General features: G+C 72.5%; 20 protein-coding genes. 7 read left to right on the top strand and 13 right to left on the bottom strand.

Features of this window, described 5'->3' with window-relative positions; translation table 11 throughout:
* Nucleotides 1–40: 40 nt before the first annotated feature.
* Nucleotides 41–1,897: a sigma-70 family RNA polymerase sigma factor gene (locus tag FYC51_RS12520; RefSeq protein ID WP_187432610.1), complete on the top strand. Its 1,857-nt coding sequence runs from the start codon at nucleotides 41–43 to the stop codon at nucleotides 1,895–1,897.
* On the opposite strand, the gene FYC51_RS12515 is transcribed toward FYC51_RS12520, so the two are convergent.
* Nucleotides 1,840–3,084, bottom strand: coding sequence for an MFS transporter (locus FYC51_RS12515; protein WP_148733903.1), 1,245 nt, complete (start codon nucleotides 3,082–3,084; stop codon nucleotides 1,840–1,842). The two genes, FYC51_RS12520 and FYC51_RS12515, sit on opposite strands and share 58 nt — an antisense overlap.
* A gap of 138 nt (nucleotides 3,085–3,222) precedes the next feature.
* On the opposite strand from FYC51_RS12515, the gene purU reads away from it, so the two are divergent.
* On the top strand, nucleotides 3,223–4,095 hold the full coding sequence (gene purU / locus FYC51_RS12510; protein WP_148733902.1) for a formyltetrahydrofolate deformylase: 873 nt from the start codon (nucleotides 3,223–3,225) through the stop codon (nucleotides 4,093–4,095).
* 37 nt (nucleotides 4,096–4,132) lie between these two features.
* The gene (locus FYC51_RS12505; RefSeq protein ID WP_148733901.1) at nucleotides 4,133–4,501 is read left to right on the top strand and encodes a YrdB family protein; all 369 of its coding nucleotides are present in this window, start codon (nucleotides 4,133–4,135) and stop codon (nucleotides 4,499–4,501) included.
* Between the two features lie 163 nt (nucleotides 4,502–4,664).
* Here FYC51_RS12505 and FYC51_RS12500 read toward each other — a convergent pair whose 3' ends face one another.
* Entirely contained in the window at nucleotides 4,665–5,768 is a 1,104-nt protein-coding gene (locus FYC51_RS12500; protein WP_148733900.1) for an ABC transporter permease family protein, read from the bottom strand.
* Between the two features lie 101 nt (nucleotides 5,769–5,869).
* Here FYC51_RS12500 and FYC51_RS12495 point away from each other — a divergent pair, with 101 nt between their 5' ends.
* Nucleotides 5,870–6,457 carry a TetR/AcrR family transcriptional regulator gene (locus FYC51_RS12495; protein ID WP_148733899.1) on the top strand — a complete coding sequence of 196 codons (588 nt, stop codon included), beginning with the start codon at nucleotides 5,870–5,872 and terminating at the stop codon, nucleotides 6,455–6,457.
* Nucleotides 6,458–6,520: 63 nt separating this feature from the next.
* Here the strand turns inward: FYC51_RS12495 and nagB are convergent, their stop codons facing one another.
* From nagB to FYC51_RS12450, 9 genes are all read right to left on the bottom strand, one after another.
* Nucleotides 6,521–7,306 (bottom strand): glucosamine-6-phosphate deaminase, encoded by a 786-nt coding sequence (gene nagB / locus FYC51_RS12490; protein WP_148733898.1) that lies wholly within the window; start codon nucleotides 7,304–7,306, stop codon nucleotides 6,521–6,523.
* The gene (locus FYC51_RS12485) at nucleotides 7,291–8,217 is read right to left on the bottom strand and encodes an ROK family protein (RefSeq protein ID WP_148733897.1); all 927 of its coding nucleotides are present in this window, start codon (nucleotides 8,215–8,217) and stop codon (nucleotides 7,291–7,293) included. Before FYC51_RS12485 ends, nagB begins: the two co-directional genes overlap by 16 nt.
* The gene (locus FYC51_RS12480) at nucleotides 8,214–9,785 is read right to left on the bottom strand and encodes a glycoside hydrolase family 3 protein (RefSeq protein WP_148733896.1); all 1,572 of its coding nucleotides are present in this window, start codon (nucleotides 9,783–9,785) and stop codon (nucleotides 8,214–8,216) included. The genes FYC51_RS12485 and FYC51_RS12480 overlap by 4 nt, the downstream gene beginning before the upstream one ends.
* Nucleotides 9,782–10,609 (bottom strand): carbohydrate ABC transporter permease, encoded by an 828-nt coding sequence (locus FYC51_RS12475; protein WP_148734284.1) that lies wholly within the window; start codon nucleotides 10,607–10,609, stop codon nucleotides 9,782–9,784. Before FYC51_RS12475 ends, FYC51_RS12480 begins: the two co-directional genes overlap by 4 nt.
* A gap of 95 nt (nucleotides 10,610–10,704) precedes the next feature.
* A complete protein-coding gene (locus FYC51_RS12470; RefSeq protein WP_148733895.1) occupies nucleotides 10,705–11,694 on the bottom strand; it encodes a carbohydrate ABC transporter permease in 990 nt (329 codons plus the stop codon).
* Between the two features lie 157 nt (nucleotides 11,695–11,851).
* Nucleotides 11,852–13,114: an extracellular solute-binding protein gene (locus tag FYC51_RS12465; RefSeq protein WP_148733894.1), complete on the bottom strand. Its 1,263-nt coding sequence runs from the start codon at nucleotides 13,112–13,114 to the stop codon at nucleotides 11,852–11,854.
* A gap of 69 nt (nucleotides 13,115–13,183) precedes the next feature.
* Nucleotides 13,184–14,356, bottom strand: coding sequence for an ROK family transcriptional regulator (locus FYC51_RS12460; RefSeq protein WP_420797248.1), 1,173 nt, complete (start codon nucleotides 14,354–14,356; stop codon nucleotides 13,184–13,186).
* Between the two features lie 149 nt (nucleotides 14,357–14,505).
* Nucleotides 14,506–16,383 (bottom strand): heavy metal translocating P-type ATPase, encoded by a 1,878-nt coding sequence (locus FYC51_RS12455; protein ID WP_148733893.1) that lies wholly within the window; start codon nucleotides 16,381–16,383, stop codon nucleotides 14,506–14,508.
* A 249-nt stretch (nucleotides 16,384–16,632) separates the two neighbouring features.
* Nucleotides 16,633–17,850: an NADP-dependent isocitrate dehydrogenase gene (locus tag FYC51_RS12450; protein WP_148733892.1), complete on the bottom strand. Its 1,218-nt coding sequence runs from the start codon at nucleotides 17,848–17,850 to the stop codon at nucleotides 16,633–16,635.
* 199 nt (nucleotides 17,851–18,049) lie between these two features.
* Between FYC51_RS12450 and FYC51_RS12445 the strand changes: the two genes are divergently transcribed.
* Nucleotides 18,050–18,502 carry a GNAT family N-acetyltransferase gene (locus FYC51_RS12445; protein ID WP_148733891.1) on the top strand — a complete coding sequence of 151 codons (453 nt, stop codon included), beginning with the start codon at nucleotides 18,050–18,052 and terminating at the stop codon, nucleotides 18,500–18,502.
* A gap of 8 nt (nucleotides 18,503–18,510) precedes the next feature.
* The gene (locus tag FYC51_RS12440) at nucleotides 18,511–18,870 is read left to right on the top strand and encodes an MGMT family protein (protein WP_338014702.1); all 360 of its coding nucleotides are present in this window, start codon (nucleotides 18,511–18,513) and stop codon (nucleotides 18,868–18,870) included.
* A 31-nt stretch (nucleotides 18,871–18,901) separates the two neighbouring features.
* Here FYC51_RS12440 and FYC51_RS12435 read toward each other — a convergent pair whose 3' ends face one another.
* Both FYC51_RS12435 and FYC51_RS12430 read right to left on the bottom strand, forming a co-directional pair.
* Nucleotides 18,902–20,701 carry a sensor histidine kinase gene (locus FYC51_RS12435; RefSeq protein WP_148733890.1) on the bottom strand — a complete coding sequence of 600 codons (1,800 nt, stop codon included), beginning with the start codon at nucleotides 20,699–20,701 and terminating at the stop codon, nucleotides 18,902–18,904.
* Complete coding sequence (locus tag FYC51_RS12430) at nucleotides 20,701–21,363, bottom strand: response regulator transcription factor (RefSeq protein ID WP_148733889.1); 663 nt, start codon at nucleotides 21,361–21,363, stop codon at nucleotides 20,701–20,703. The genes FYC51_RS12435 and FYC51_RS12430 overlap by 1 nt, the downstream gene beginning before the upstream one ends.
* A gap of 342 nt (nucleotides 21,364–21,705) precedes the next feature.
* Here FYC51_RS12430 and FYC51_RS12425 point away from each other — a divergent pair, with 342 nt between their 5' ends.
* Complete coding sequence (locus FYC51_RS12425) at nucleotides 21,706–22,995, top strand: type III PLP-dependent enzyme domain-containing protein (RefSeq protein ID WP_148733888.1); 1,290 nt, start codon at nucleotides 21,706–21,708, stop codon at nucleotides 22,993–22,995.
* Nucleotides 22,996–23,107: the final 112 nt, after the last annotated feature.

The raw sequence follows: 23,107 nt of genomic DNA, 5'->3' as shown, positions 1-23,107 counted from the left end.
CTCTTCCATGACGCCCAATCCCCCCACCCATGGAGGCGACGTGCCACCCCTGCGCACCGACCTGTCCGACGGCGCGCTCATCGAGCGCACGCGCCGCGGCGACCGTGCCGCCTACGGCGAGCTCTGGCAGCGCCACGCACCGTCGGCGCGCACCGTGGCCCGCTCGTTCAGCTCGCTCGACCCCGACGACCTCGTCGCCGAATCGTTCACGCGCATCTACGACGCGATCCTCGCGGGGCGCGGCCCGACCGGCGCCTTCCGGCCCTACCTCTTCACGACCGTGCGCAACACGGCTGCGAGCTGGGGGCGGTCCCGGCACGAGACGACCCTCGACACGCTCGAGTCCTTCGAGGACCCCGCGACGAGCGAGTCCGCGACCCTCGACGCGCTCGACCGGTCGACGACGGCGCAGGCGTTCCGCTCGCTGCCCACGCGCTGGCAGGAGGTGCTCTGGTACACCGAGGTCGAGGGCATGCAGCCCGCCCAGGTCGCACCGCTCGTGGGCATGAGCGCGAACGCCACGGCGGCACTCGCCTACCGCGCCCGCGAGGGGCTGCGGCAGGCGTGGATCCAGGCGCACCTGCGCAACGCCGAGGAACCCGAGTGCCGATGGACGATCGACCGGCTCGGCGGCTACACGCGCGGGCGACTCCGCACGCGCGACACGGCGCGACTCGAGGCGCACCTCGACGACTGCGCGCGCTGCACCATCGTGGCCGCCGAGGCCCGCGAGGTCGGCTCGCGGCTCGCCCTCGTGCTGCTGCCGCTGGCGGCCGGCGTCGGCGGTGCCACCGCGTACTCGGCGTGGCTCTCACAGGGCGCGCCGGTCGCGCACGTCGCGCTGGGTGCGGCGGGCCTGCCGCCGGTGCTCGTGGGGCACGTCGCCGCGGGGTCGGGCGCGGGATCCGCGGCCGGTGCCGGGTCCGCCGGCGCCGGTGCCGGTGCGGGCGCGGCATCCACCGGATCGGCCGGCGGCGCATCCGCGGGCGCGGCCACGGCGGCAGCGGCGGGCACGACGGGCGCCAACGGCGTCGCGATCGGCGCCGGCATCGGTGCCGTCGCCCTGGCGGCCGCGGCGGTCACCGCGGCCGTCGTGCTCCCGTCGCTCGCGACCGCCGACCAGGCGCCCGCGGCGATCGTCGCGCAGGCGGAGCCCGACAGCGACGCACCGCCCATCGAGCTGCCCGGCGGACCGGTGCCGCCCACGCCGCTCCCGGCGCCGCCGGGCATCCCCGACGCCCCCGCAACCGGTGACGCCGACGGCGAGGGCACCGATGTCGCCCCGCCCGCCGCCCCGACGTCGCCGTCGGTTCCCGGCCCGACGCCCGCACCGGGTCCGACGCCCACGCCGACCCCCACCCCCACGCCCGAACCCGAGCCCGTCGACGACACGGCAGCGGCACCGGCGTTCACCGCCGACACCGCGGGCGGCCTCGTCGACCCGCTGCTCTCGGGCACCGCCGAGCCGGGCGCGGCCGTCACGGTCACGTCGGGCGACGGACGCACCTGGTCCACGACCGCCGGCGCGTCTGGCACGTGGAGCGTCGTGGCGGACGCGCTCCCGGCCGGCGCCACCGAACTCACAGCCGCGCAGGTGGACGTCGCGGGCAACGCCTCGGCCGCGAGCGACCCCGTCGTGGTCGAGCTGTCGAGCCCCTCGCTGGAGCTGCGACCGAGCGGCCCGATCGTGTGGCACCTGACGTTCGGCGGCGCGGCATCCGCCGACGTCCAGGTGCTCGTCGACGGCGCGCCGGCCGCCACCGTGACGCTCGACGGCAACGGATCCGTCCGGTACATCGGGTTCGGCTTCATCACGGCGGAGAGCCTGGTCGAGGTGCGCTACGCGGTCGACGCCCGCACGGGCCCCGTCTCGACGGCGACGCTCGAGCGCGGCTGACGCATGCGGGCGGCGCGGCGGGTCGCTCCGACGAGCACGACCGCGACGAGCATCAGGACCACGGCGTAGAGCAGCGGCAGGCCCTGCACGCCGATCCGCTCGAAGAGCACGGCGCCCACGAGCGCGCCGCCGCCGATGCCGACGTTGAACGCCGTCGTGTACAGCGCGCTCGCGGCATCCCGCTGGCGCGGCGGCGTCGCCTGGAGCAGGCGCGTCTGCAGGAGCGGCGGCACCGCACCGAACGCGAGCCCCCACACCGCGAAGGCGATGAGCGAGGGCACGACGCCGGGCGCGAGCCCGAGCACGATGAGTGCGGCCGCGGCGACCCCCATGGCGGTCACGATCGCCGCGGTCGGGCGCCGGGCGAGCGGCGAGCCGGCGATCACGAGGCCGATCGCGCCGGTCACGCCGTAGACGAAGAGGAGCGGGCCGACCGCGCCGGGCTCGAGGCCGACGACATCGGTGATGAGCGGCGCGACGTAGGTGAACACCGCGTACTGGCCCAGCATGGTGGCCGCGGTCACGGCGCACACGAGCAGCACGGGCCCGAGCGCGGCGTCGCCACGGCGGAAGCGCGCGGCGGTCGCACCTGCCTCGGCGGCCACCGGCGGCAGGAACCGCCACACGGCGAGCGCGCCGACGAGCGTCAGCCCGGCGACGATGGCGAAGACGGGTCGCCAGCCGATGACCTGGCCGAGCACGGTGGTGGCCGGCACGCCGGCGACCAGGGCGAGCGTGCCGCCGCCGAGCGTGACCGAGATCGCGCGACCGATCTGGTCCTCGGGCACGAGGCGCGACGCGTAGGCGGCCACGATCGCCCAGAACAGGCCGTGCGCCACGCCGCCGACGACGCGCACGGACGCGAGCATCCAGTACTCGGGCACGAACGCGGACGCGAGCGTGGTGAGCCCGAGCACCGCGAGCACGAGCACGAGCAGGCCGTGCCGCGGCATCCGGCTCGTGAGGGCCGTGAGCGGCGTCGACGTGACGACGACCGTGAAGGCGAAGACCGAGACGAGCAGCCCGACGAACGGCTCGGCGACGCCGAGGCCCTCGCTCATCTCGGGCAGGAGGCCCGTGGGCAGCATCTCGATGGTGATGGACAGGAAGACGCCCGCGGCCAGCAGCAGGAGGCCCGGCCAGGGCAGTCGGGGTGCGCGCACGCGCGCGGATTCGGTGACGGACATTGGGGATGTCTCTCCGACGGCGTTCCCCGCTGCGGGAAACCTCACCGCGCGGGTCGACTACGCGCTCATGTGCGCGCCCAGGGCCATGCGTTGTCCGCCGACCACGGACCAGTGTACCGGACGCACTACTCTGGGCGGATGACCACGGATGCCGCCCCCACCCACCTGTACCACTGGGTCGTGACGCTCGCCTGCACCGACGGGCCCGGCATCGTGCACGCCGTGAGCGGGGCGATCGTCGCCGCGCGCGGCAACATCACCGAGAGCCAGCAGTTCGCGAGCCTCGACACGGGCCGCTTCTTCATGCGCGTGCAGGTCGAGTCGCCGGCGGGCCGCGAGGAGTTCGAGACCGCGCTGGCGCCCGTCGTCGAGCGGTGGGACATGACCTGGCACCTCGACGAGGTCGGCCGTCCGCTGCGCACGCTCGTGCTCGCCTCGACCGCCGGGCACTGCGTCAACGACCTCCTGTTCCGCCAGCGCGCAGGCCAGCTGCCCGTCGAGATCCCGCTCGTGCTCTCGAACCACGGCACGCTCCGTGACCTCGTCGACTTCTACGGCGTTCCGTTCGAGTCGGCCGCGGTGACGGATGCCGCGTCGAAGGCCGCGTTCGAACAGCGCGTGCTCGCCGCGGTCGACGAGCACGACATCGAGCTCGTCGTGCTCGCCCGGTACATGCAGATCCTGACCCCCGAGCTGTGCGACGCCCTCGCCGGGCGCTGCATCAACATCCACCACTCGTTCCTCCCGGGTTTCAAGGGCGCCAACCCCTACCGCCAAGCGCACGCCCGCGGCGTGAAGCTCATCGGCGCCACCGCGCACTTCGTGACGAGCGACCTCGACGAGGGACCCATCATCGAGCAGAACGTGGTGCGCGTCGACCACTCCCGGTCGGTCGCCGAGCTCGTCGCCATCGGCCAGGACGAGGAGAGCCGCACCCTGAGCCAGGCGGTGAAGTGGTTCGCCGAACGCCGCGTGCTGCTCGACGGCGCCCGCACGATCATCTTCCGCTGACCCGGGCCGTGCCTCGAGCGAAGTAGGCTGGAGAGCCGTGAGCACCGCAGTCCCCCCGCAGTCCCAGCCGAAGATCGGCCCGAACGACGTCCTCCGCTTCTTCCTGGAGCTCTTCGCGTTCGTGAGCCTCGGCATCTGGGGCTTCACCGCGTTCCCGCTGCCGTGGCCCGGCGTGCTCATCGGGCTCGGCGCGCCGGCGCTCGCCATCCTCGCGTGGGCGCTCTTCCTCTCGCCGAAGGCGGTGCTCCGCATCGACCCGTTCGGCCAGGCGCTCGTGGAGATCGCGGTGTTCTCGTCCGCGGCCATCGCGTGGTGGCTGATGGGCCAGCCCGTCGTCGCGGTGGTGTTCGCGGTCGTGGCGGCCGTCAGCGGCATCCTGCACGGGCGCAAGCAGCTCGCCGACTGAGCCGCCGAGCCCCCCGCACGCGACAACAGCCGCAGAGCCCGCCGCACGCGCGGAGGCAGCCGCCGGGCCCGGCGAACGCGCGAAGGCACCCCGCTGAACCCGGCACGCCGATGGGCGTCGGCTCGCGCCGACGCCCATCCCGATTCAGGCGATCGTCCTCGGCTCAGGCCGGCACGCGCGGATCCTGCCTGAGCTCGGCCCCATCGCCTGACTCGTCGGCGTGCGCCGCCTCCGCGTCGGGCTCCGCGCCGCCCGCCGTGCGGAAGTGCCCGAGCACCGAGAGCAGGATGCCGCCGACCGCCCACGCCGTGAGCACGAGCCACGGGAACGTGGTGTCGGCCGCGGGGAAGTACGACAGCTCGCGCATGAGCGTGGCCGCGGCGCCCGGCGGGAACCACTGCCCCACCTCGCCCCACGGCACGGGCAGGAACTCCTTCGGGATCGCCGCCGCGGAGATCGGGTTGGCGAACAGCAGCATCACGATCGGTCCGACGGCGATGCCCGCGCGTCCGATGAGGGCGACGAACCCGGTGATCGGCGCGGCGATCGCGGTGAGCGCGAGGGCGATGCCCGCGGAGTTCAGCCAGTAGTCGCCCTGCAGCGCGCCGAACCAGCCCTGCAGGATCGCCGCGAGCGCGAGCCCGCCGACGGCCGAGTACACCAGGACGGCGGTGACGCGCCGCATCGCGCCGATGACGACGAGCGAGATGGCGATGCCGCCGATCATGCCGCCGAGCACGAGCGGGAAGAGCGCCGCGGTGAGGCCCGTGCCGCGCGGGTCGCTCTCGGCGAGCGGCACCACGTCGGTGACCGGGACCTCGATGTGCGGCGGCGCGGACGGCGCCCCCGCCGCGGCGGCGGCTGCGGCCGCCTGCGCGTTCACGCCCTCCTCGAGCTGGCCGGCGACGTTGCCCAGCAGCTGCGCGACGGCGAGGCTCGAGGCCGACGAGGTGAGCACCTCTGGCTCCTGGCCGAGCACGATCGCGCCGTAGGCCTCGCGCGTCTCGATGGCGTCGACGGCGGCGGCCCGGTCGTCGACCTCCTTGAACGCGATGGCGCCGGGCGACTGCTGGTCGACCGCGTCCTCGGCGGCGGAGACCGCCTGGGCCGGGCCTGTGATGGCGATGGGCAGGTCCTTGGGCTCGGCCGTCACCGACGGCCACGAGAAGGCGAGCACGATCACGGCGAGGACCGCCGCGAGGGCCAGCGCGAGTCCGAGCACGCGACCGATCGGGGTGCGTTCGGTCGTGGCATCCGCGTGTGCCATGATTCCTCCAAAAAAAGCGAATGTTCGTTCTTTATTAGTGTGCGACCGCCGCCTATGCTTGTCAAGAACGTTCATTCGGTTTGGCTGGAAGGGGCGCACGGATGCCGCGAGTGACCGAGGCCTACCGCACCGCGCGACGCGACGAGATCATCGCCGCCGCCCTGCGCTGCTTCGCCGAGAAGGGCTACCAGCGCACGTCGATGGCCGACATCATCGAGGAGTCCGGGCTCTCGGCCGGCGCGATCTACGGGCACTTCGCGGGCAAGCAGGAGCTCTTCGCGGCCGTCGCCGGCCGCGTGCTCGACGCGCGGGCCGGCGAGCTCGAGGCGATGCGCGGCTCGGGCGATCCGCCGTCCCCCGGCCGGATCATCGCGACCCTCCTCGACGGCATGCGGCGCGAGCCGTTCAGCGGCGTGCTCCTGCAGCTCTGGGCGGAGGCCGTGATCGATCCCGCGATCCGCGAACAGGTGCAGCAGGTGCTCGGTCGGCTGAAGGCGACGCTGCACGCGCGGCTGGCCGAATGGGCTGCGGTGCCGGGGCACGTCGAGGGCGACCCCGAGGCGTGGGCGGCGCGCGCGGTCCCGGTCGTCATCGGGCTCGGTCCGGGCTTCATCGTGCAGCGCGCCCTCGTCGACGGGTTCGACGAGGATGCCTACCTCAGGGCGCTGCCCGAGCTGCTCCCGCACTGACGGCGGCGAGCGGCATCCGCTCGATCAGAGCCGGGCACGCGGATGCCGCGACGTCGGCTCGGATCAGATGCCCTGCCAGGCGGGCTTGTTCGCCCACGCATGCCGGTAGTAGTCGAGGTTCTCGAGCTCGGCCGCGGCCGCCTCGTCGACGATCACGGTCGTGTGCGGATGCAGCTGGATCGCCGAGCCGGGCTGGCTCGCCGTGACCGGGCCCTCGACCGCCGCGGCGACCGCGTGCGCCTTCGCCTCGCCGAACGCGAGCAGCACGAGGTGCCGGGCGCGCAGGATCGTGCCGATGCCCTGCGTGATGCAGTGCATCGGCACGTCGTCGGGCGAGTCGAAGAACCGCGCGTTGTCGACGCGGGTCGGCTCGGTGAGGGTCTTCACGCGCGTGAGCGATGCGAGCGAGGATCCGGGCTCGTTGAAGCCGATGTGGCCGGTGCGGCCGATGCCGAGGATCTGCAGGTCGACCCCGCCGGCCGCGTCGATCGCGGCCTCGTAGTCGGACCCCGCGGTGCGGATCGTCGCGGGGTCGCCGTTCGGCACGCGCACGAGCTCGGGCGTGAGGCCGAGCGGCTCCACGACCTCGCGCGAGATGACCGAGCGGTAGCTCTCGGGGTGCCCGGCGGGCAGGCCGACGTACTCGTCGAGGGCGAAGCCGCGCACGCCGCGCACGTCGATGCGCTCCTCGGCGATGCGGTCGGCGAGCGCCCGGTAGCTGGCGAGCGGCGTCGAGCCCGTCGCGAGCCCGAGCACGGCGTCGGGCTTCTGGCGGATGAGGGAGACGATCGCGTCGGCCACGAGGGCGCCGGCGGCGTCCTCATCGGCGACGATCACGACTTCGGCCATCGGTGTCCTCCTACGAGGGCGGCACCAACGGCGGCCGCCGGGAATCCTGGTGGGATGACCTGCACGCGAGCGGCGAGGTCGAGCGATGCGAGGAAGGCCGACGAATCGGCCCACCCGTTCAGGATACGGTGCGTCCCACCGAGGAGGTCGTCGCCGAGGGCGGCGAGCCCGCCGCCGATCACCACGTCGTCGACGTCGGTCGTGAGCACGAGTAGTCGCACGGCGGCAGCGACGCCCGTGAGGAAGCGCTCGCGCACGTCGACCGCGGCCTGATCGCCGGCCGCGGCCGCGTCGAACAGCGCGCGGGCCGGGTGACGGTCGGCCGACGGCCAGGCGCGCGCGATCGCCCAGCCCGAGGCGAGGGTCTCGAGGCATCCGCGCTGGCCGCATCCGCACACCTCGCCGGCCGGGTCGACCGGGATGTGGCCGATCTCGCCGGCGACGCCGTGCCCGCCGCGGAGGAGCCGGCCGTCGAGCACGATGCCCGCCGCGAGCCCCGTGCCGAGGTTGAGGTACGCCATCGAGTGCGTGCGCAGGCCGTCGGCGATGCCGAGCAGGTGGTGGGCGCCGAGCGCCGCCGCCTTCACGTCGTTCTCGACGCGCACCTCGACGCCGAGCCGGTCGGCGAGGCGGGGGCCGAGGTCGAGGCCCTCGAGGCCGAGGTTCACGGCGTGCGCGACGCGACCCGTCGTGCTGTCGACCGCGCCGGGGATGCCGATGCCGATCGACGTGAACGCCCCCGCCGCGACGCCCGCGAGCTGCGTCATGCGCTCGACGGTGCGCAGCGCCGTGGCGACCACCTCGTCGGCGCCGAACCCGGTGGGCATGCGCACCTGGTCGCTCAGCTCGCCATCGGCGCCGATCGCGACCGCGGCGGTCTTCGTGCCGCCGATGTCGATGCCGAGCCTCATGTCGCGTCCAGCGCGACCGGAGTGCGCGCGGGAGCGGCTGGCGGCGTCGCCGGCATGGCGAGCGTCGAGTCGAGCAGCGCGATGAGCGCCTCGCCCACGAGGCGGGAGGCGCCGAAGGTCGCGATGTCGGCATACGCGCGATCCTCGGACGGCCACCCCATGTCGACGGTGACGACGTCGTCGCGCGCGGCCCGCAGCGCGGCGATCGCCTCGGCGGCGAACGGATGCCGGTGCAGGTCCTTGCCCACGAGGAGCACGGGTCCGGGCAGCGACGCTGGATCCCGGAGGGGGGCGTCCGCCGAGACGGCGACGACGCCCGCGGCATCCGGCCACCGCTCCCCCCGCGCCGCGGCGTCGACCGCGAAGGGGCCCCACGGCGCGACGCCGATCGCGATGTTCGCGACGGTGTCGACGCGCACCACGGTGCCGAGGAGGTCGGATGCCGCGAGCCGCTCGCGCGCGGCATCCGTCACGTCGAACGCGGCGGCGATGCGGGCGAGCTCGCTCGCGTCGTGCACCGGCTCGAGCGATGCGGACGCGACCGACGCGGGCAGCGCCGGCGCCGACGCGCCGAGCCCGCGCACGCGCGTTGCGGCCTCGCGGATGCGTTCCGCGGGGAGTCGGCCCGCAGCGACGGCGGCCTCGACGGCCGCCACGATCTCGTCGAGCTGCTGGTCGGTGTTGTCGCTGCCGATGCAGAGCAGGTCGCAGCCGGCGGCGAGGGCGAGCACGGCGGCTTCGGGGATGCCGTGCACGCCGCTCGCCCCGTGCATGTCGAGGGCGTCGGTGACGATGACGCCCTCGAACCCCAGCTCCCCGCGGAGCAGGCGTTGCACGATGTGCGGGGAGAGGGTCGCGGGCTGCTCCGCGTCGAGGCGGGGCAGGAGGATGTGCGAGGTCATGATGGTGCGGGCTCCGGCGGCGATCGCCGCACGGAACGGCACGAGCTCGCGCTCGCGGAGCGTCTCGAGCGCGACGTCGACCACCGGCAGCGCGAGGTGCGAGTCGGTCGCGGTGTCGCCGTGGCCGGGGAAGTGCTTCGCGCTCGCGGCCACGCCCGTCGACTGGACGCCGCGTACCCAGGCGGCCGCGTGCCGCGCCGCGAGCGACGGGTCGGCGCCGAAGCTGCGCACGCCGATCACCGGGTTGTCGGGGTTCGAGTTCACGTCGACGTCGGGCGCGAACGTGACCGTGCAGCCGAGGGCGGCGAGCGCCTCGCCGACCGTGCGGGCGACCCGCTCGGTGAGGTCGACGTCGTCGATCCGACCCAGCAGCGCGTTGCCCGGGTAGGGCGCGCCGCGGTCGTAGAACAGGCGCGTGACGTCCCCGCCCTCCTCGTCGATGGCGACGACCGCGAGCGGGTTCGCCCCCCGCAGGGCGGTGTTCAGTGCGAGCAGCTGCTCGGCCGACGCGAGGTTCTGCCCGAACAGGCACACGCCGCCGAGCCCGTCGCGCAGCCGTCGCAGCAGCCATTCGGGCGCCGCCACGCCGGGGAAGCCCGGGAGCAGGGTCGTGAGGATGTCCCGGCGCAGGTCGTCGCCCGCGCCGGTGGGGTGCTGCCCGGTCATCCCTTGACGGCCCCGCTCACGAGTCCGCTCGTCATGCGGCCCTGGACGAGGAGGAAGAACACGATGACCGGGATCGCCATGAGGGTCGAGCCCGCCATGATCGCGGCCCAGTTCGTCGTGCCGTTCGCCACGAGGTAGGTGCGCAGCCACACCGGCAGCGTCATCATCTCGGGCCGGGCGTTGAGCACGAGCGCCATGATGAACTCGTTCCACGCCTGGATGAACCCGAAGACGCCCGTGGCGATGAGGCCCGGCGCGAGCAGGGGGAACGTGACCCGCCAGAAGGCGCCCGCCCTGGAGCATCCGTCGATCATCGCGGCCTCCTCGAGCTCGACCGGGACGCCGTTCACGAACCCGCGCAGGGTCCAGATCGTGAACGGCAGCACCGTCGCGATGTACACGAGCGTGAGGCCGATGATCGTGTTGAGCAGGTGCCAGCCGTCGATGACCCGGAAGACCGAGACGATCATCGCCTCGCCGGGGATCATCTGCACGACCAGGATCGTGACGATGAACAGGCGGCGGGTCTTGAAGCGGAAGCGGGTGACCGCGATCGATGCGAGGAACGCGAAGACCAGGGCGACGATCACGGTGAGGATCGTGACCACGAGCGAGTTCGCGGCCGCCGGCAGGAACGGCGTGCGACCCGGATCGAACAGCACCGTCTCGTAGTTGCGCAGCGTGAAGTTGTCGGGCCAGAAGTGGATCTCGGAGCCGCGGATCTGGTTGTTCGGCTGGAACGACGTGTTCACCATCCAGTAGACGGGGAACACGAAGATCACGAAGAGCACGACCGAGACGGCGCTGAGGACCCACGTGGTCATCCGACGGCGCCCGCCGCCGGTGCGGCGCACGCTGCGCGACGACCCGGTCTCGGCGATGAGTCCGCCGACCTGCTGGCCGGGGGCGACGGTGGCGCTCACAGCTCCTCCTCCTTGGTGACCTGGCGGATGTAGTAGATCGAGATGGACATGAGCAGGATCGCCGTGATGACCGCGATCGCACCGCCCTGGCCGAACTCGCCGCCCGCGATCGAGATCTGGTAGATGTACACGCCCAGCGTGTTGGTCAGTGCCCGGATGCCGCCGATGTCCTGCAGCGCGAAGATCTGCGTGAAGACGCGCAGGTCCCAGATGACCTGCAGGATCGTCACGATCAGGAAGATCGGCTTGAGGTACGGGAAGATGATGAGCCGGAACCGCTTGACGCCGCCGGCGCCGTCGAGCTGGGCCGCCTCGAGCACTTCGTCGGGCACCTGGGTGAGGCCCGCGTAGAGCGTGAAGGCCACGAACGGCACCGCGCCCCACACGATGATGATGCCCGCGACGAGGAAGAAGCTCAGCGGGTCGATGAGCCAGGAGTGCTGGAAGTACTGCTCCTGGCCGAACCAGTTCACGAGCACGTAGTTGACGACGCCGTAGGCCGTGTCGAACATCCAGCCCCACACGACCGTGGCGGTGAGGGCCGGCATCGCCCAGGCGAGGAGCATGCCCACGGAGAGGAGGATGCGGAACGGCTTCGGCAACCGCATCATCATGAGGGCGACGAGCGTGCCGACGAGCATCGTGACGATCACGCAGGCGGCCGAGAAGACCAGCGTGCGCGCGAGCACCTGGTAGAACACGGGGTCGGTCAGGACGTTCGCGTAGTTCTCGAACCAGACCCACTCGGGCGGGGCGCCGAAGACCTGGGCGCGGCCGAACTGCTGGAACGAGGTGACGACGAGCTGAATGAGCGGCCAGCCCGTGATGAGCGCCAGGATGACGATCGCCGGGCCGAGCAGCGCGTAGGGGGCGAGTCCGCCGCGGCGGCGGCGGCGCGGGCCGGCGGGCTTCGGGTTCGGCGCCAGGAGGCGCTCGCCCTCGAAGGCGCTCGGTGCGGGGTCGAGTCCGCGGTCGACCGTGGTCATGGTGGTGCTCCTGGGAGTCGAGGGGTGGGGGCGGGCGGTGGGGCCCGCCCCCGGTCCGGACGCGCCGTGTGTGGTCGGCGTCGTCCGGGGGTGGGGTGCGGTGCGGCGGCGGGAAGGGGGGTCGCCGCCGCACCGCGCGCGAGCCGGACGGGTCCGACTAGCCGTTGAGGATGGCTTCGATGTCCGTGTCGGCCTGCTCGGCGAGCGCCTTCACGTCACCGCCCTGCGCGATGTTGACGAAGAGGTCCTGCAGGATGCCCGCGGCCTCGACGTCGGCCCACTTCGGCGAGGCCGGAGTGAGCTTCGCGTTGCCCGCGGCCGCCGCGATCGCCTGGGCGACCTCGTCGGTGCCGAGGGTGTCGGCGAGCGAGAGCTTGGCCGGCACGAGGCCGTTCTCGCCGTAGATCGTCTGGAACTCGTCCGAGAGGATGATCTCGAGCGCCTTCACCGCGAGCTCGGGGTGCGCCGACTTCGCCGACACGCCGATGTTCGAGCCGCCGGCGAAGACCTGCGCCGCGCCTCCGTCCATGCCCGGGAGGGCGTAGACGCCGAGGTTGGCCTCCTGGTCGGGGCAGCCGGGCGCCTCGGCGTCGGCCGGGGCGAGGATGGACCACTTGACCCAGCTCGGAGCCGACAGCTGCAGCGTGGTGCCGTCGCAGAAGCCGACCTCGGGGCTCGTCTCGTTGCCGTCCTTCGGAGCGCGCGAGGCGTTCGTCATGACCTGCTGCACCTGCTCGAGACCGGCGATCGACTCGTCGGAGCTGAGCTGCGCGTCCCACTCCTCACCGTCGGGAACCGCGACCTCGCCGCCGTTCTCCCAGATGTAGGGCAGGGCGTTGTACCAGTCCTGGCCGGGCCACCAGATCCCCGACTTGCCGGGGTTGTCGGCCGCGAGCTTCTCGCCGTTCGCGATGTACTCGTCGAGCGTCGTCGGCACCGCGAGGCCCGACGCGGCGAGCGCATCCTTCTTGTAGAACACGAGGCGGGCGCCGGAGTAGAGCGGGGCTGCGTAGAACTTGCCGTCGTACGAACCGGCCTCGACGAAGCCGGGGAGCAGGTCGTCGCCGCCGAGCTGGTCGTAGTACTCGGTGAGGTCGAGGAACGCGCCGGCCGACGTGAACGCCGACGCCTGCGTGTTGCCGACCTCGACGACGTCGGGGCTGTCCGAGCCGGAGAGGCTCGTGGTCAGGCGGTCGACCAGGCCGTCCCACGACTGCTCCTCGATGACGAGGGTCGAGCCGGGGTTCTCCTCCTCGAACGTGTCGATGAGGTACTGACGCGCCTCGTCGGGCGTGTCGGTGCCGACCAGCCAGACGCGGATCTCGGCGTTCTCCTCCGAGGCTCCGCTGCCTCCGGAGGCACAACCGGCGAGGGTGAGCGCAGCCGCGGCGCCGAGCGCCACGATGCCGAGTTTCCTCATTTGTCGTTTCCTTTCATGGGGTGGGGGGAAGCAGCGGGGGTTCGCTGTGCCCGTGGTGCGTGGAGTCCCTCACGAGACCCCGAGTTGTCCGGACAGGACCATGACGGCCGCGCCGCGGAGGACGATGTCCTCCGCCTGCTCGGTCATCCGGAGCCTCAGATCACGGTTGTGTTCCGCCATCGTCCGCATCCGGAGCGTGTCGACGGTCGCCTCGTGGAGCGCGCCGTCGAGCAGTTCTGCGGGGCCGCTGAGCACGACCTCCGACAGGTTCAGGGCCCCGACCACTGGGGCGAGCACGATGCCGAGCCGGCGGCCGGCCTCGTGCAGGATCTCGTCGCGAGCGGATGCCGCGTCGGGCGACTCGGGGTCGATCGCGTCGAGCTGGGCGGTGAGGCGCGGCACGGCGAGCCAGGCCTCGAGGCATCCGTGCTTGCCGCACGCGCATCGCGGACCGCCGTCGGTGCCGACGACGACGTGGCCGATCTCGCCCGCGGCGAAGCCGCCGCCGATCACGGGCCGGCCGCCGATGATGAGGCCCGCGCCGACACCGTGCCCGACCTTCACGAGCAGCAGGTCGTCGAGCGGCGTGGCGCCGTGCTCGGCGAGCACCGCGACGTTCGCGTCGTTCGCGACGTGCACGGGCACGCCGAACTCGCGCTGCAGGCGGGCCTGCAGGGCGACGTCGGTCCAGCCGAGGTTCGGGGCGGAGCGCACGACCCCGACCGGGTCGACGACGCCGGGCGAGCCGACGCCGATGCCGAGCACGCGAGTCGTCGCGGCGGCGAGGAGCCGCCGGACGAGCTCGACGACGAGCTCGACCGCGTGGTCGCCGCTCGCGCCGTCGCACGCGACCTCGTCACGGGCGACGATGCCGCCGTCGAGGTCGACGACGGCGCCGAGGAAGCGCTGGTGCTCGGAGAGGTCGACGCCGACGATCTGGAACGCGCCGCGGTCGACGTCGATGAGCGTGGCGGGCTTGCCGGGGCGGGCGTCCTCCCGCTGGCCGAGCTCGACCACGAGGCCCTCGGCGATGAGCTCGGCGACGAGGTCGGACACCGTGACCCGGGTCAGCCCGGTCTCGCGCGCGACATCCGCCCGGCTGCGCGCGCCCGACGTGTAGAGCGTCTGCAGCACGAGGGCCCGGTTGTGGCTGCGGGCGTGCTCGGGCAGCACCTTGCCGGTCGGCCGCAGGGCCCGCGACCGGGTGAAGATCGGGGCGTCGACGAACGGGACGGTGAGCACGTCGCCACCGGCCTGGTGGAGGGTGCCGGCCTCGATGGGGCCCCGTTGCGCGTCCGTCGTCACGTTTGTTAGTAAAGCTTACGAACAAACCAGATGCAAGCTTCGCGTGCGGGTTGGCCGGGGTGTTACCGACTTGTGATCTGCGTGGGTCAGCGGGCGGATGCCGCGGGCACGGCCATCACGGGCGTCGCCGCCTTCGCGTCGAGGCGCCCGCCGATCGCGCGCAGCGCCGCGAGGATCGTGGCGAGGTCGACGACCTCCTGCAGCAGTGCGCCCACGGTCGCGGGGATGACGCCGAACGCGGCCACGATCATGAGCCCGACGCTCACGATGATCCCGAGCCAGATGCTCTGCAGTGCGATGCGAACGGTGTCCTTGCCGATCTCGACGGCTTTGGCGGTGCGCGAGATGTCGTCGACCAGGATGACCGCCGACGCCGACTCGCTCGCCGCGGTCGCGCCCTTCGCGCCCATCGCGATGCCGACGTCGGCGGCCGCGAGCACGGGCGCGTCGTTGACCCCGTCGCCCACCATGATCACGGGCCGCTCCGCGATGGCCGCGACCTCCTCCACCTTGTCGACGGGCAGGCAGTCGGCGCGCACGCGCGTGATGCCGAGCTCCGCGGCGATATGGTCGGCCGTCGCCTGCGCGTCGCCGGTGAGCATCATGGTCTGGTGCACCCCGAGCTCGTCGAGCCGCTCGAGCGTCGCCCGGGCATTGTCGCGCAGGCGGTCGCTCGCGAGGAGCGCACCGGCGAACCGGCCGTCGATCGCCACGTACACGGCGAGCTCGCCCGGCGCGATGGGCGTGCGCGCGGCATCCGGTGCGTGCTCGGCGACGAACCGGAACTTGCCGACCACGACCTCGCGACCGCCGACCTGCGCCTGCACGCCGTTCGTCGCCGCCTCGCGCGCCCACTCGGCCTCGTCGAGGTGCAGCCCGCGGTCATGCGCGGCCGCGATCATCGACGTCGCGAGCACGTGCGACGAGTACTGCTCGGCCGACGCGACCGCCGTGAGGAGCTCGTCCTCGCCGAACCCGTTCTCGGGGCGGATCGCCACGAGCGTCGGCGCCCCGTAGGTGAGCGTGCCGGTCTTGTCGAACACGGCCGTCCGCGCGGCGGAGAGCTGCTCGAGCACGCCGCCGCCCTTCACGATGACGCCGTTGCGCGCTGCGCGGCTCATGCCGCCGATGAACGCCACGGGCGCCGCGATGAGCAGCGGGCACGGCGTCGCGAGCACGAGCACCTCGGCGAACCGCACCGGGTCGCCCGATACCCACCACGCGACGCCGGCGAGCGCGAGCGAGAACACCGTGAAGGGTACGGCGTACCGGTCGGCGAGCCGCACGACTGGTGCCTTCGATGCCGCGGCCTCGGTGACGAGCGCGACGATCTGCTGGTACTGGCTGTCGGCGGCGGTCGCCGTCGCGACGACCTCGACCGCGGCCTGGCCGTTCACGGATCCGCTCAGCACGGCATCGCCCGCGACCTTCTCGACGGGCACGCTCTCGCCCGTGATCGAGGATTCGTCGAACGCGGCCTCGGCCGAGCGCAGCGCCGCGTCGACGGGCACGATCTCGCTCGGACGTACGAGCAGCACGTCGCCCGGATGCACCTCGTCGGCCCGCACCTCGACGATCTCGTCGCCCTCGATGCGGTGCGCGAGCTGCGGCGCGCGCGTGAGCAGCGCGTCGAGCTCGCGCTTGGCGCGCCGGTTCGCGTAGTCCTCGAGCGCCTCGCCGCCCGTGAGCATGAGCACGACGAGGAGCGCGGCGACGTACTCCCCCACGAGCACGGTCGCGACGATCGCGGTCACCGCGAGGATGTCGAGCCCCCAGTGCCCGCGCAGGATGTCGCGCACCATGCCGACCGCCTGCCACGCGGCGATCGCGAGCGCGTAGCCGCTGAAGATCCACGGCACGACCGCCCCGGCACCCGCGAGCGCCAGAACGACGCCGAGCAGCCCGATCGCGAGCGTGAGCGTCACGACCCAGTAGCGTCGGGCGATCCGGAGGAGGCGAGCCATGCGTCCCATCCTGCCTCGTCGGTTCCGGATGCCGCGGCATCGGGAACCCAACCGGCGGGCGCCGCGGCATCCGCATTCCGAACGCAGGAAGAACCACCGCGGACGCGGAGTGTCGCCGGCGCGACACGCCGTCGTACGCCCGAGAGTTCCTGCATCGGAGCAGGACGCGTGGCGGCAGGTGCGGGCGAGACGGCGAAGGGGCCGGATGCCGCGGCATCCGGCCCCTTCGAACCGTGAGGCGAGACGGACCTACGCGGCCAGCCGCGCCTTGAGGTTGTCGCTCAGCGTCTGGAGGAATTCCTCCGTCGTCTGGTACGGCTGCTCGGGGCCGACGAGGAGCGCGAGGTCCTTCGTCATGGCGCCCGACTCGACGGTCGTGATCACGACGTCCTCGAGGGTGTGCGAGAAGTCGATGAGCTCCTGGTTGCCGTCGAGCTTGCCGCGGTGCGAGAGGCCGCGCGTCCACGCGTAGATCGAGGCGATCGGGTTCGTCGAGGTGGGCTTGCCCTGCTGGTGCTGGCGGTAGTGGCGCGTGACCGTGCCGTGCGCCGCCTCGGCCTCGACGACCTTGCCGTCGGGCGTGGCGAGCACGGAGGTCATGAGGCCGAGCGAGCCGAAGCCCTGCGCGACGGTGTCGGACTGCACGTCGCCGTCGTAGTTCTTGCACGCCCAGACGTAGCCGCCCTCCCACTTCAGCGAGGCGGCGACCATGTCGTCGATGAGGCGGTGCTCGTAGGTGAGGCCCGCGGCGTCGAACTTCTCCTTGAACTCGGTGTCGAAGACCTCCTGGAACAGGTCCTTGAACCGGCCGTCGTAGGCCTTCAGGATCGTGTTCTTCGTCGAGAGGTACACCGGGTAGTTGCGGTCGAGGCCGTAGTTCAGCGAGGCGCGGGCGAAGTCCTTGATGGACTCGTCGAGGTTGTACATGCCCATCGCGACGCCCGACCCCGGGGACTGGAAGACCTCGAACGACTGCGGCTCCGAGCCGTCCTTCGGGGTGAAGGTCATCGTGAGCGTGCCCTCGCCCTCGAAGCGGAAGTCGGTGGCGCGGTACTGGTCGCCGAAGGCGTGACGGCCGACGATGATCGGCTTGTTCCAGCCGGGCACGAGCCGCGGGATGTTCGAGATGATGATCGGCTCGCGGAAGATCACGCCGCCGAGGATGTTGCGGATGGTGCCGTTGGGCGAGCGCCACATCTTCTTGAGGCCGAACTCCTCGACGCGCGCCTCGTCGGGCGTGATGGTGGCGCACTTGACGCCGACGCCGTGCTTCTGGATGGCGTGCGCCGCGTCGACCGTGATCTGGTCGTCGGTCTCGTCGCGCTTCTGGATCGAGAGGTCGTAGTACTCGAGGTTCACGTCGAGGTACGGGTGGATGAGCTGGTCCTTGATGGCCTGCCAGATGATGCGGGTCATCTCGTCGCCGTCGAGCTCGACGACGGTGCCTTCAACCTTGATCTTGGACAAGTTGAGTTCTCCTTGGATCTCTCGTGGGGAATGAGGAAGTCTCGTGGGCGGACACGCCGCCTGCCAGCTTACCGCGTCGCGCGAATATCTCGACATCGAGACAACTTGGGGCTCGCAGCCGGCCCGGCGCCGCCCTGTCCGGCACGTCGATCCGACGGCTGCTTCCTGACGCGGGCCGCCACGGGTTAGCCTTAGCGGCATGGCTGATCTGCGACTCGAAGAACTGAACGCGACGAACATCGTGGCCGCGAACAACCTGTCGCTGAAGCCCGGGCAGGAGCAGTTCATCGCTCCCGTCACCTACGCCGCCGAGGCCTCGGTCGTGAACCCCGACACCGCCTGGCAGCGCGTCGCCCTCTCCGAGGAGCGCGTCGTCGGATTCATCCACGGCAACTTCGACCCCGAGAACGTCCACGAGGAGTTCCGCGCTTGCATCTGGCGCATCAACGTCGACGCGGAGGTGCAGGGCAAGGGCGTCGGCCGCTTCCTCGCGCACGCCCTCGCCGAGGAGGCGAAGCGTCGCGGCTTCGACCGCATCACGGTGCTGTGGGAGCCGGGCGCCGAGGGCCCCGGCGAGTTCTTCCACCGGATCGGCTTCCAGGACGTCGGCGAGACGCAGTACGGCGACGTGATCGGCGCCCTCGAGCTCTGAGCCGGCGGATGCCGCAGGGCGAACGGATGCCGCAGGCCGCCGCCGCACGTCGTGCTCCCGAGCCCCCGGCGGGCTTCGTCGAGGCCGTGCTCGCCGTCGTCGACGACATCCCGCCGGGCTGCGTCGCCACGTACGGCGACGTCGCCGCGATCCTCGGATCGCGCGGCGCGCGCGCCGTCGGCCAGGTCATGGCCAGGTACGGCTCGGATGCCCCGTGGTGGCGTGTCGTGCGCGCGGGCGGGCGTCCGCCGTCGGGCCACGCCGCCTCGGCGCGGCCGCACTACGACGCCGAGGGCACGCCGCTCGTCGCGACGACCGACGAGGACGGCTACCGCATCGTCATCGCCGCGTGCCGCTGGCGGCCCTGACCCGGGGCGCCACGCGCCGGGCCGCCACGCGTCAGGCTTCCGCGAGCTGCCCGTCGAGCGGGATCCGCACCGTGAGGGTCGTGCCCGCGCCGGACGGGCTGTCGACCTCGAGCGTGCCGCCGACGGCGTCGACGCGGTCGGCGACGCCGAGCATGCCCGTGCCCTTGTCGAGCGACGCCCCGCCGGTGCCGTTGTCGCGCACGACGAGCTCGAGGTCCCCGTCCTCGACGTAGGCGCGCACCCACGCCCGGCTGGCGCCGGAGTGCTTCGCCACGTTCGCGAGCGCCTCCGAGAGCACGAAGTAGGCGGTCGACTCGATGAGCTCGGGCAGCCGGCCCTCGGCCTGCACGTCGACCTCGACGGGGACCGGGCAGCGACCGGCGAGCTCGGGCACCGCGAGCGAGAGTCCGCCCGATGAGAGCAGGCTCGGGTGGATGCCGTGGGCGAGCTCGCGGAGCTCGCGCAGCGCCATGTTGAGCATCTGGATGGTGCCCTCGAGCTCGGTCGCGAGCTGCACCTCGTCGGTGTCGCGCGCTTCGTTCGCCGCGAGCCGCAGGCGCATGCCGAGCGACACGAGGTGCTGCTGCGCGCCGTCGTGCAGGTCGCGCTCGATGCGTCGCCGCGCCTCGACGCCCGCCTCGACGATGCGCTGGCGGGACTGGCGGACCTGCTCGAGCGTGCGCTCGATCTCGGATCGCAGCCGCCCGTTGTCGACCGAGAGCCGGAGGGCGCTCGACACGCCGTCGAGCAGGCGCGCGTTGTCGGTGAGCACGCGGTCGTGCCGGATGAGCGCGATCGGGGCGCCGAGCGGCGACGCGACGGGGAGGATGCTGTGGCTGCCCCGGGGATCCGCGTCGGCGTCCTCGATGGGCGTGCCCGCGGCATCCGCGTACCGGCCCTTCTCCTCGTCCCACCAGTACACGCGCACCGACGCGTCGCGCAGGGTGCGGGCGAGCGACTCGGCCCACAGGCCGCGGTCGGCGCCCTCGCGCGTGATGCGCATGAGGTCGGCGACGCGGGCGCGCATGTTGCGCGTGTGCGCCACGCCCGCGACGAAGCTCACCGGGATGGAGGCGAGCGCCACGAGGGAGACCGTGATGAGCACCTTGTCGGCGTTCGTCTCCGCGGCGTACGTCACGACCAGGGCCGCAAGGGTCGCCGTCCAGGCGAAGAGGGCGACCGGCATGAGGAACGCGACGGCGCGCGCCGGGATGCTGCCGCGCACCCAGCCCACGAGCAGGCGGGCGGCGATGACGAGCGCGACGGCCGCCCCGATCATGCGGTATCCGTTGTCGATCAGGGCGAAGATGCCCGGGGCATCGGCGACCTGGTAGGGGTTGGGCACGCAGGCGCAGAACGTGGGGTCGGCGGGCTCGCCGACGAGCAGCACCGCCCCGAGGAAGAAGACGACCGAGATGCCCAGGATGATGCCGACGAGCCATCGATCGATCGGTGCGGAGAGCTGTCCGCGGGGGTACACGACCGGGAGCAGGATCGGGACGATCGCCCACAGGAGGTGCGCACCGTACAGGAGCGGCCAGAGCCAGCCGATGCCCTCGACGACCTGGAAGAACGTCGTCGGGATCCAGAGCGCGACGAAGGCCACCATCATCCGCGCCGGCACGGGGTTGGGGCCGAGGCTCCAGGCGACGCCCGCGCACGCGGCGTAGACGAGCGGCACGATCGCGTGCATCGTCACGTAGGCGACCTCGGGTCGGAACTCCTCGGGCGTGGCCAGGAACCCGGACACCTCCATGAACAGGCTCAGCACGATGACCGCGACGATGATCGCGGTGCGCCTGGCGATCCGGCCTCTGCGGCCGGGGGCCATCACCGTTCGCCGAGGAGCGTGAGCACCGCGAGCACGCGGCGGTGATGCTCGGGCGACTCCTCGAGGTCGAGCTTCTGCAGGATGCTCCGCACGTGCGTCTCGACCGTCTTCAGGCCGAGGAACAGCGTCTGGGCGATGCCGCCGTTGGAGTAGCCCTGCGCCATGAGCTCGAGCACCGACCGCTCCCGCTCGGTGAGGCGCGACAGCGGGTCGTCTGCCCGCGTGCGCTTCACCAGCTGCTCGACCACCTCGGGGTCGACCACGGAGCCGCCCGACGCGACCGTCTCGACGGCGCGCACGAGCGTCTGCGGCTCGGAGACGCGCTCCTTCAGCAGGTAGCCCGTGCCGCTGCCGGCGCCCATGACGCGCAACGCGTACTCGGGCGTCGCGTACATCGAGAGCAGCAGCACGCCGATCGTCGATCCGCTCTCGCGGATCTGCTCGAGGGCGACGATGCCCTCGTCGCGGTAGCTCGGCGGCATCCGGATGTCGAGCACGGCGACGTCGACGTCGCCCTCGCCCACCACCTCGAGCAGTTCGTCGCCGGTGCCCACCGAGGCCACGACCTCGATGCCACCACCTTCCAGGACCTTCGCGATACCCTCGCGCAGCAGCAGCGCGTCGTCCGCGATCGCGACGCGCAGGGGTCGAGCGTCGTTCATCGCACCTCCGTCCGAAGGCAGGGGCGACCGTTCGGGGGACGCCGCCCACCTGTGCCGACTGTATCGCGTCCGTCCGGTCCCCGGTCCGACCCAGTTCTGGGGGTGGATCCGCGCATTTCCGCACCGCGCGGCCGACTCCGGGCATACCCGTCCGAACGTTCAGTGGCAGCGTGCATGCGATCGGGGTGACCGCCCGGATCCGGCCGCTTCGACCCGCGAGGACCATCGAGGCATGTCCACGATCGATCGGCTGCAGGAGCAGGGCCTCCGCGACGCACTCCGCTCGCCCGGGGCATCCGCAGACGATCCCGTCTCCGAACCCCACCGTGAAGGGGCACTGCGATGACCACCACGATCGCGGAACGGACCCGGCGCATCGCCGGGCGTGCCGTCCGCATCACCAAGACCGACCGGGATGCGATGCTGCCGGAGCAGCCGCCGCACCGCGAGGAGGTGCGGCGGCAGCTCGCCGCCGACGCCGCCCGCCTGCACGTGACCGATCTCGTGCGCGAGCACGGCAGCCCCCTGTTCGTGCTCGACGTCGACCGCGTGACGACGCAGCTGCTCGCGCTCCGCCGCGAGCTGCCCGACGTGGAGATCCACTTCGCGACGACGTCGCTCCCCCATCCCGCCGTCATCCGCGCTGTCGACGCGTTCGGCGCGACCTTCGAGGTCGAGTCGCGCGGCGAGATCGACCTCCTCGAGCGCGAGGGCGTCGCGATCGGCCGGTGCGTCCACAGCAACCCCGTGAAGTCGGTGGCCGACATCACGGGCGCGTACCTGCGCGGAATCCGCACGTTCGTCGTCGACCGCCACTCGGAGATCGACAAGTTCCGCTGGCTTCCCGGCGTCGCCGTGCTGTTGCGGCTCTCGTTCCCCGATCCGGCCGCCGACCGCGACACGTCGGAGTTCGGCGTCCCGCCCGAGGAGGCCGACGCGCTCATCGCGCACTGCCTCCGCGCGGGCCTGCGCATCGCCGGATTCACGTTCCACGTCGGCAGCCAGACCGTCTCGGCGGAGCCATGGATGCGCGCCATCCACCGCACGCTGGTGCTGATGCGACGGCTCGAGCACGAGCACGGCATCCGGTTCGACACGCTCGACATCGGCGGCGGGTTCCCGATCGCCTACGACGAGCGCGTCCCGGCCTTCGCCGAGCTCGCACGCGGCATCCGCTCGGCCCTGGCGGCCGCGCCGTCGCGCTACCGCATCCTCGTCGAGCCGGGGCGGTTCGTCTCGGCACCCGCGATCACGCTCGTGACGCGGGTCGTAGGCACGACCGAGCGGCCCGACGGCGACTGGGCCTACCTCGACGACGGCGTCTCCGACGCGTACTCGAACCTCCCCTCGGAGCAGGCGCATCCGCTCGTCTTCGCCGCCGCCGAGCTCGATGCCCAGCCCGTGCGCGAGCCCGAGCGTGCGCGCGTCGAGCGACGGCTGCGGGCCCGCCGGCACCGTCCGGTCACGCTCGCCGGGCCGGCCTGCGACCACGTCGACGTCATCGCCAGGGCCATGCCGTTGCCGACGCTGCACGAGGGCGACCTGCTGCTCAGCCCCATGATGGGCGCCTACACGGTGGTTCCCGCCTCGGGCGTCACCGGCGTCGGGCCCGCCGTCGTCGTGGCGGCGTGACGTCCCCGTGTGAGCGGATGCCGCGAATCCGTGCGCACTGCATGACGTGAGCGGATGCCGCGGACCCGTGTGCACCGCATGACGTGAGCGGATGCCGCGGGCCCGTGCCCGC

Origin of the sequence: Agromyces mariniharenae, assembly GCF_008122505.1 — a bacterium.
Lineage (GTDB): Bacteria > Actinomycetota > Actinomycetes > Actinomycetales > Microbacteriaceae > Agromyces > Agromyces mariniharenae.
Note: the sequence above shows the minus strand (reverse complement) of the source record. Positions and strands in the feature narration are given on the sequence as shown.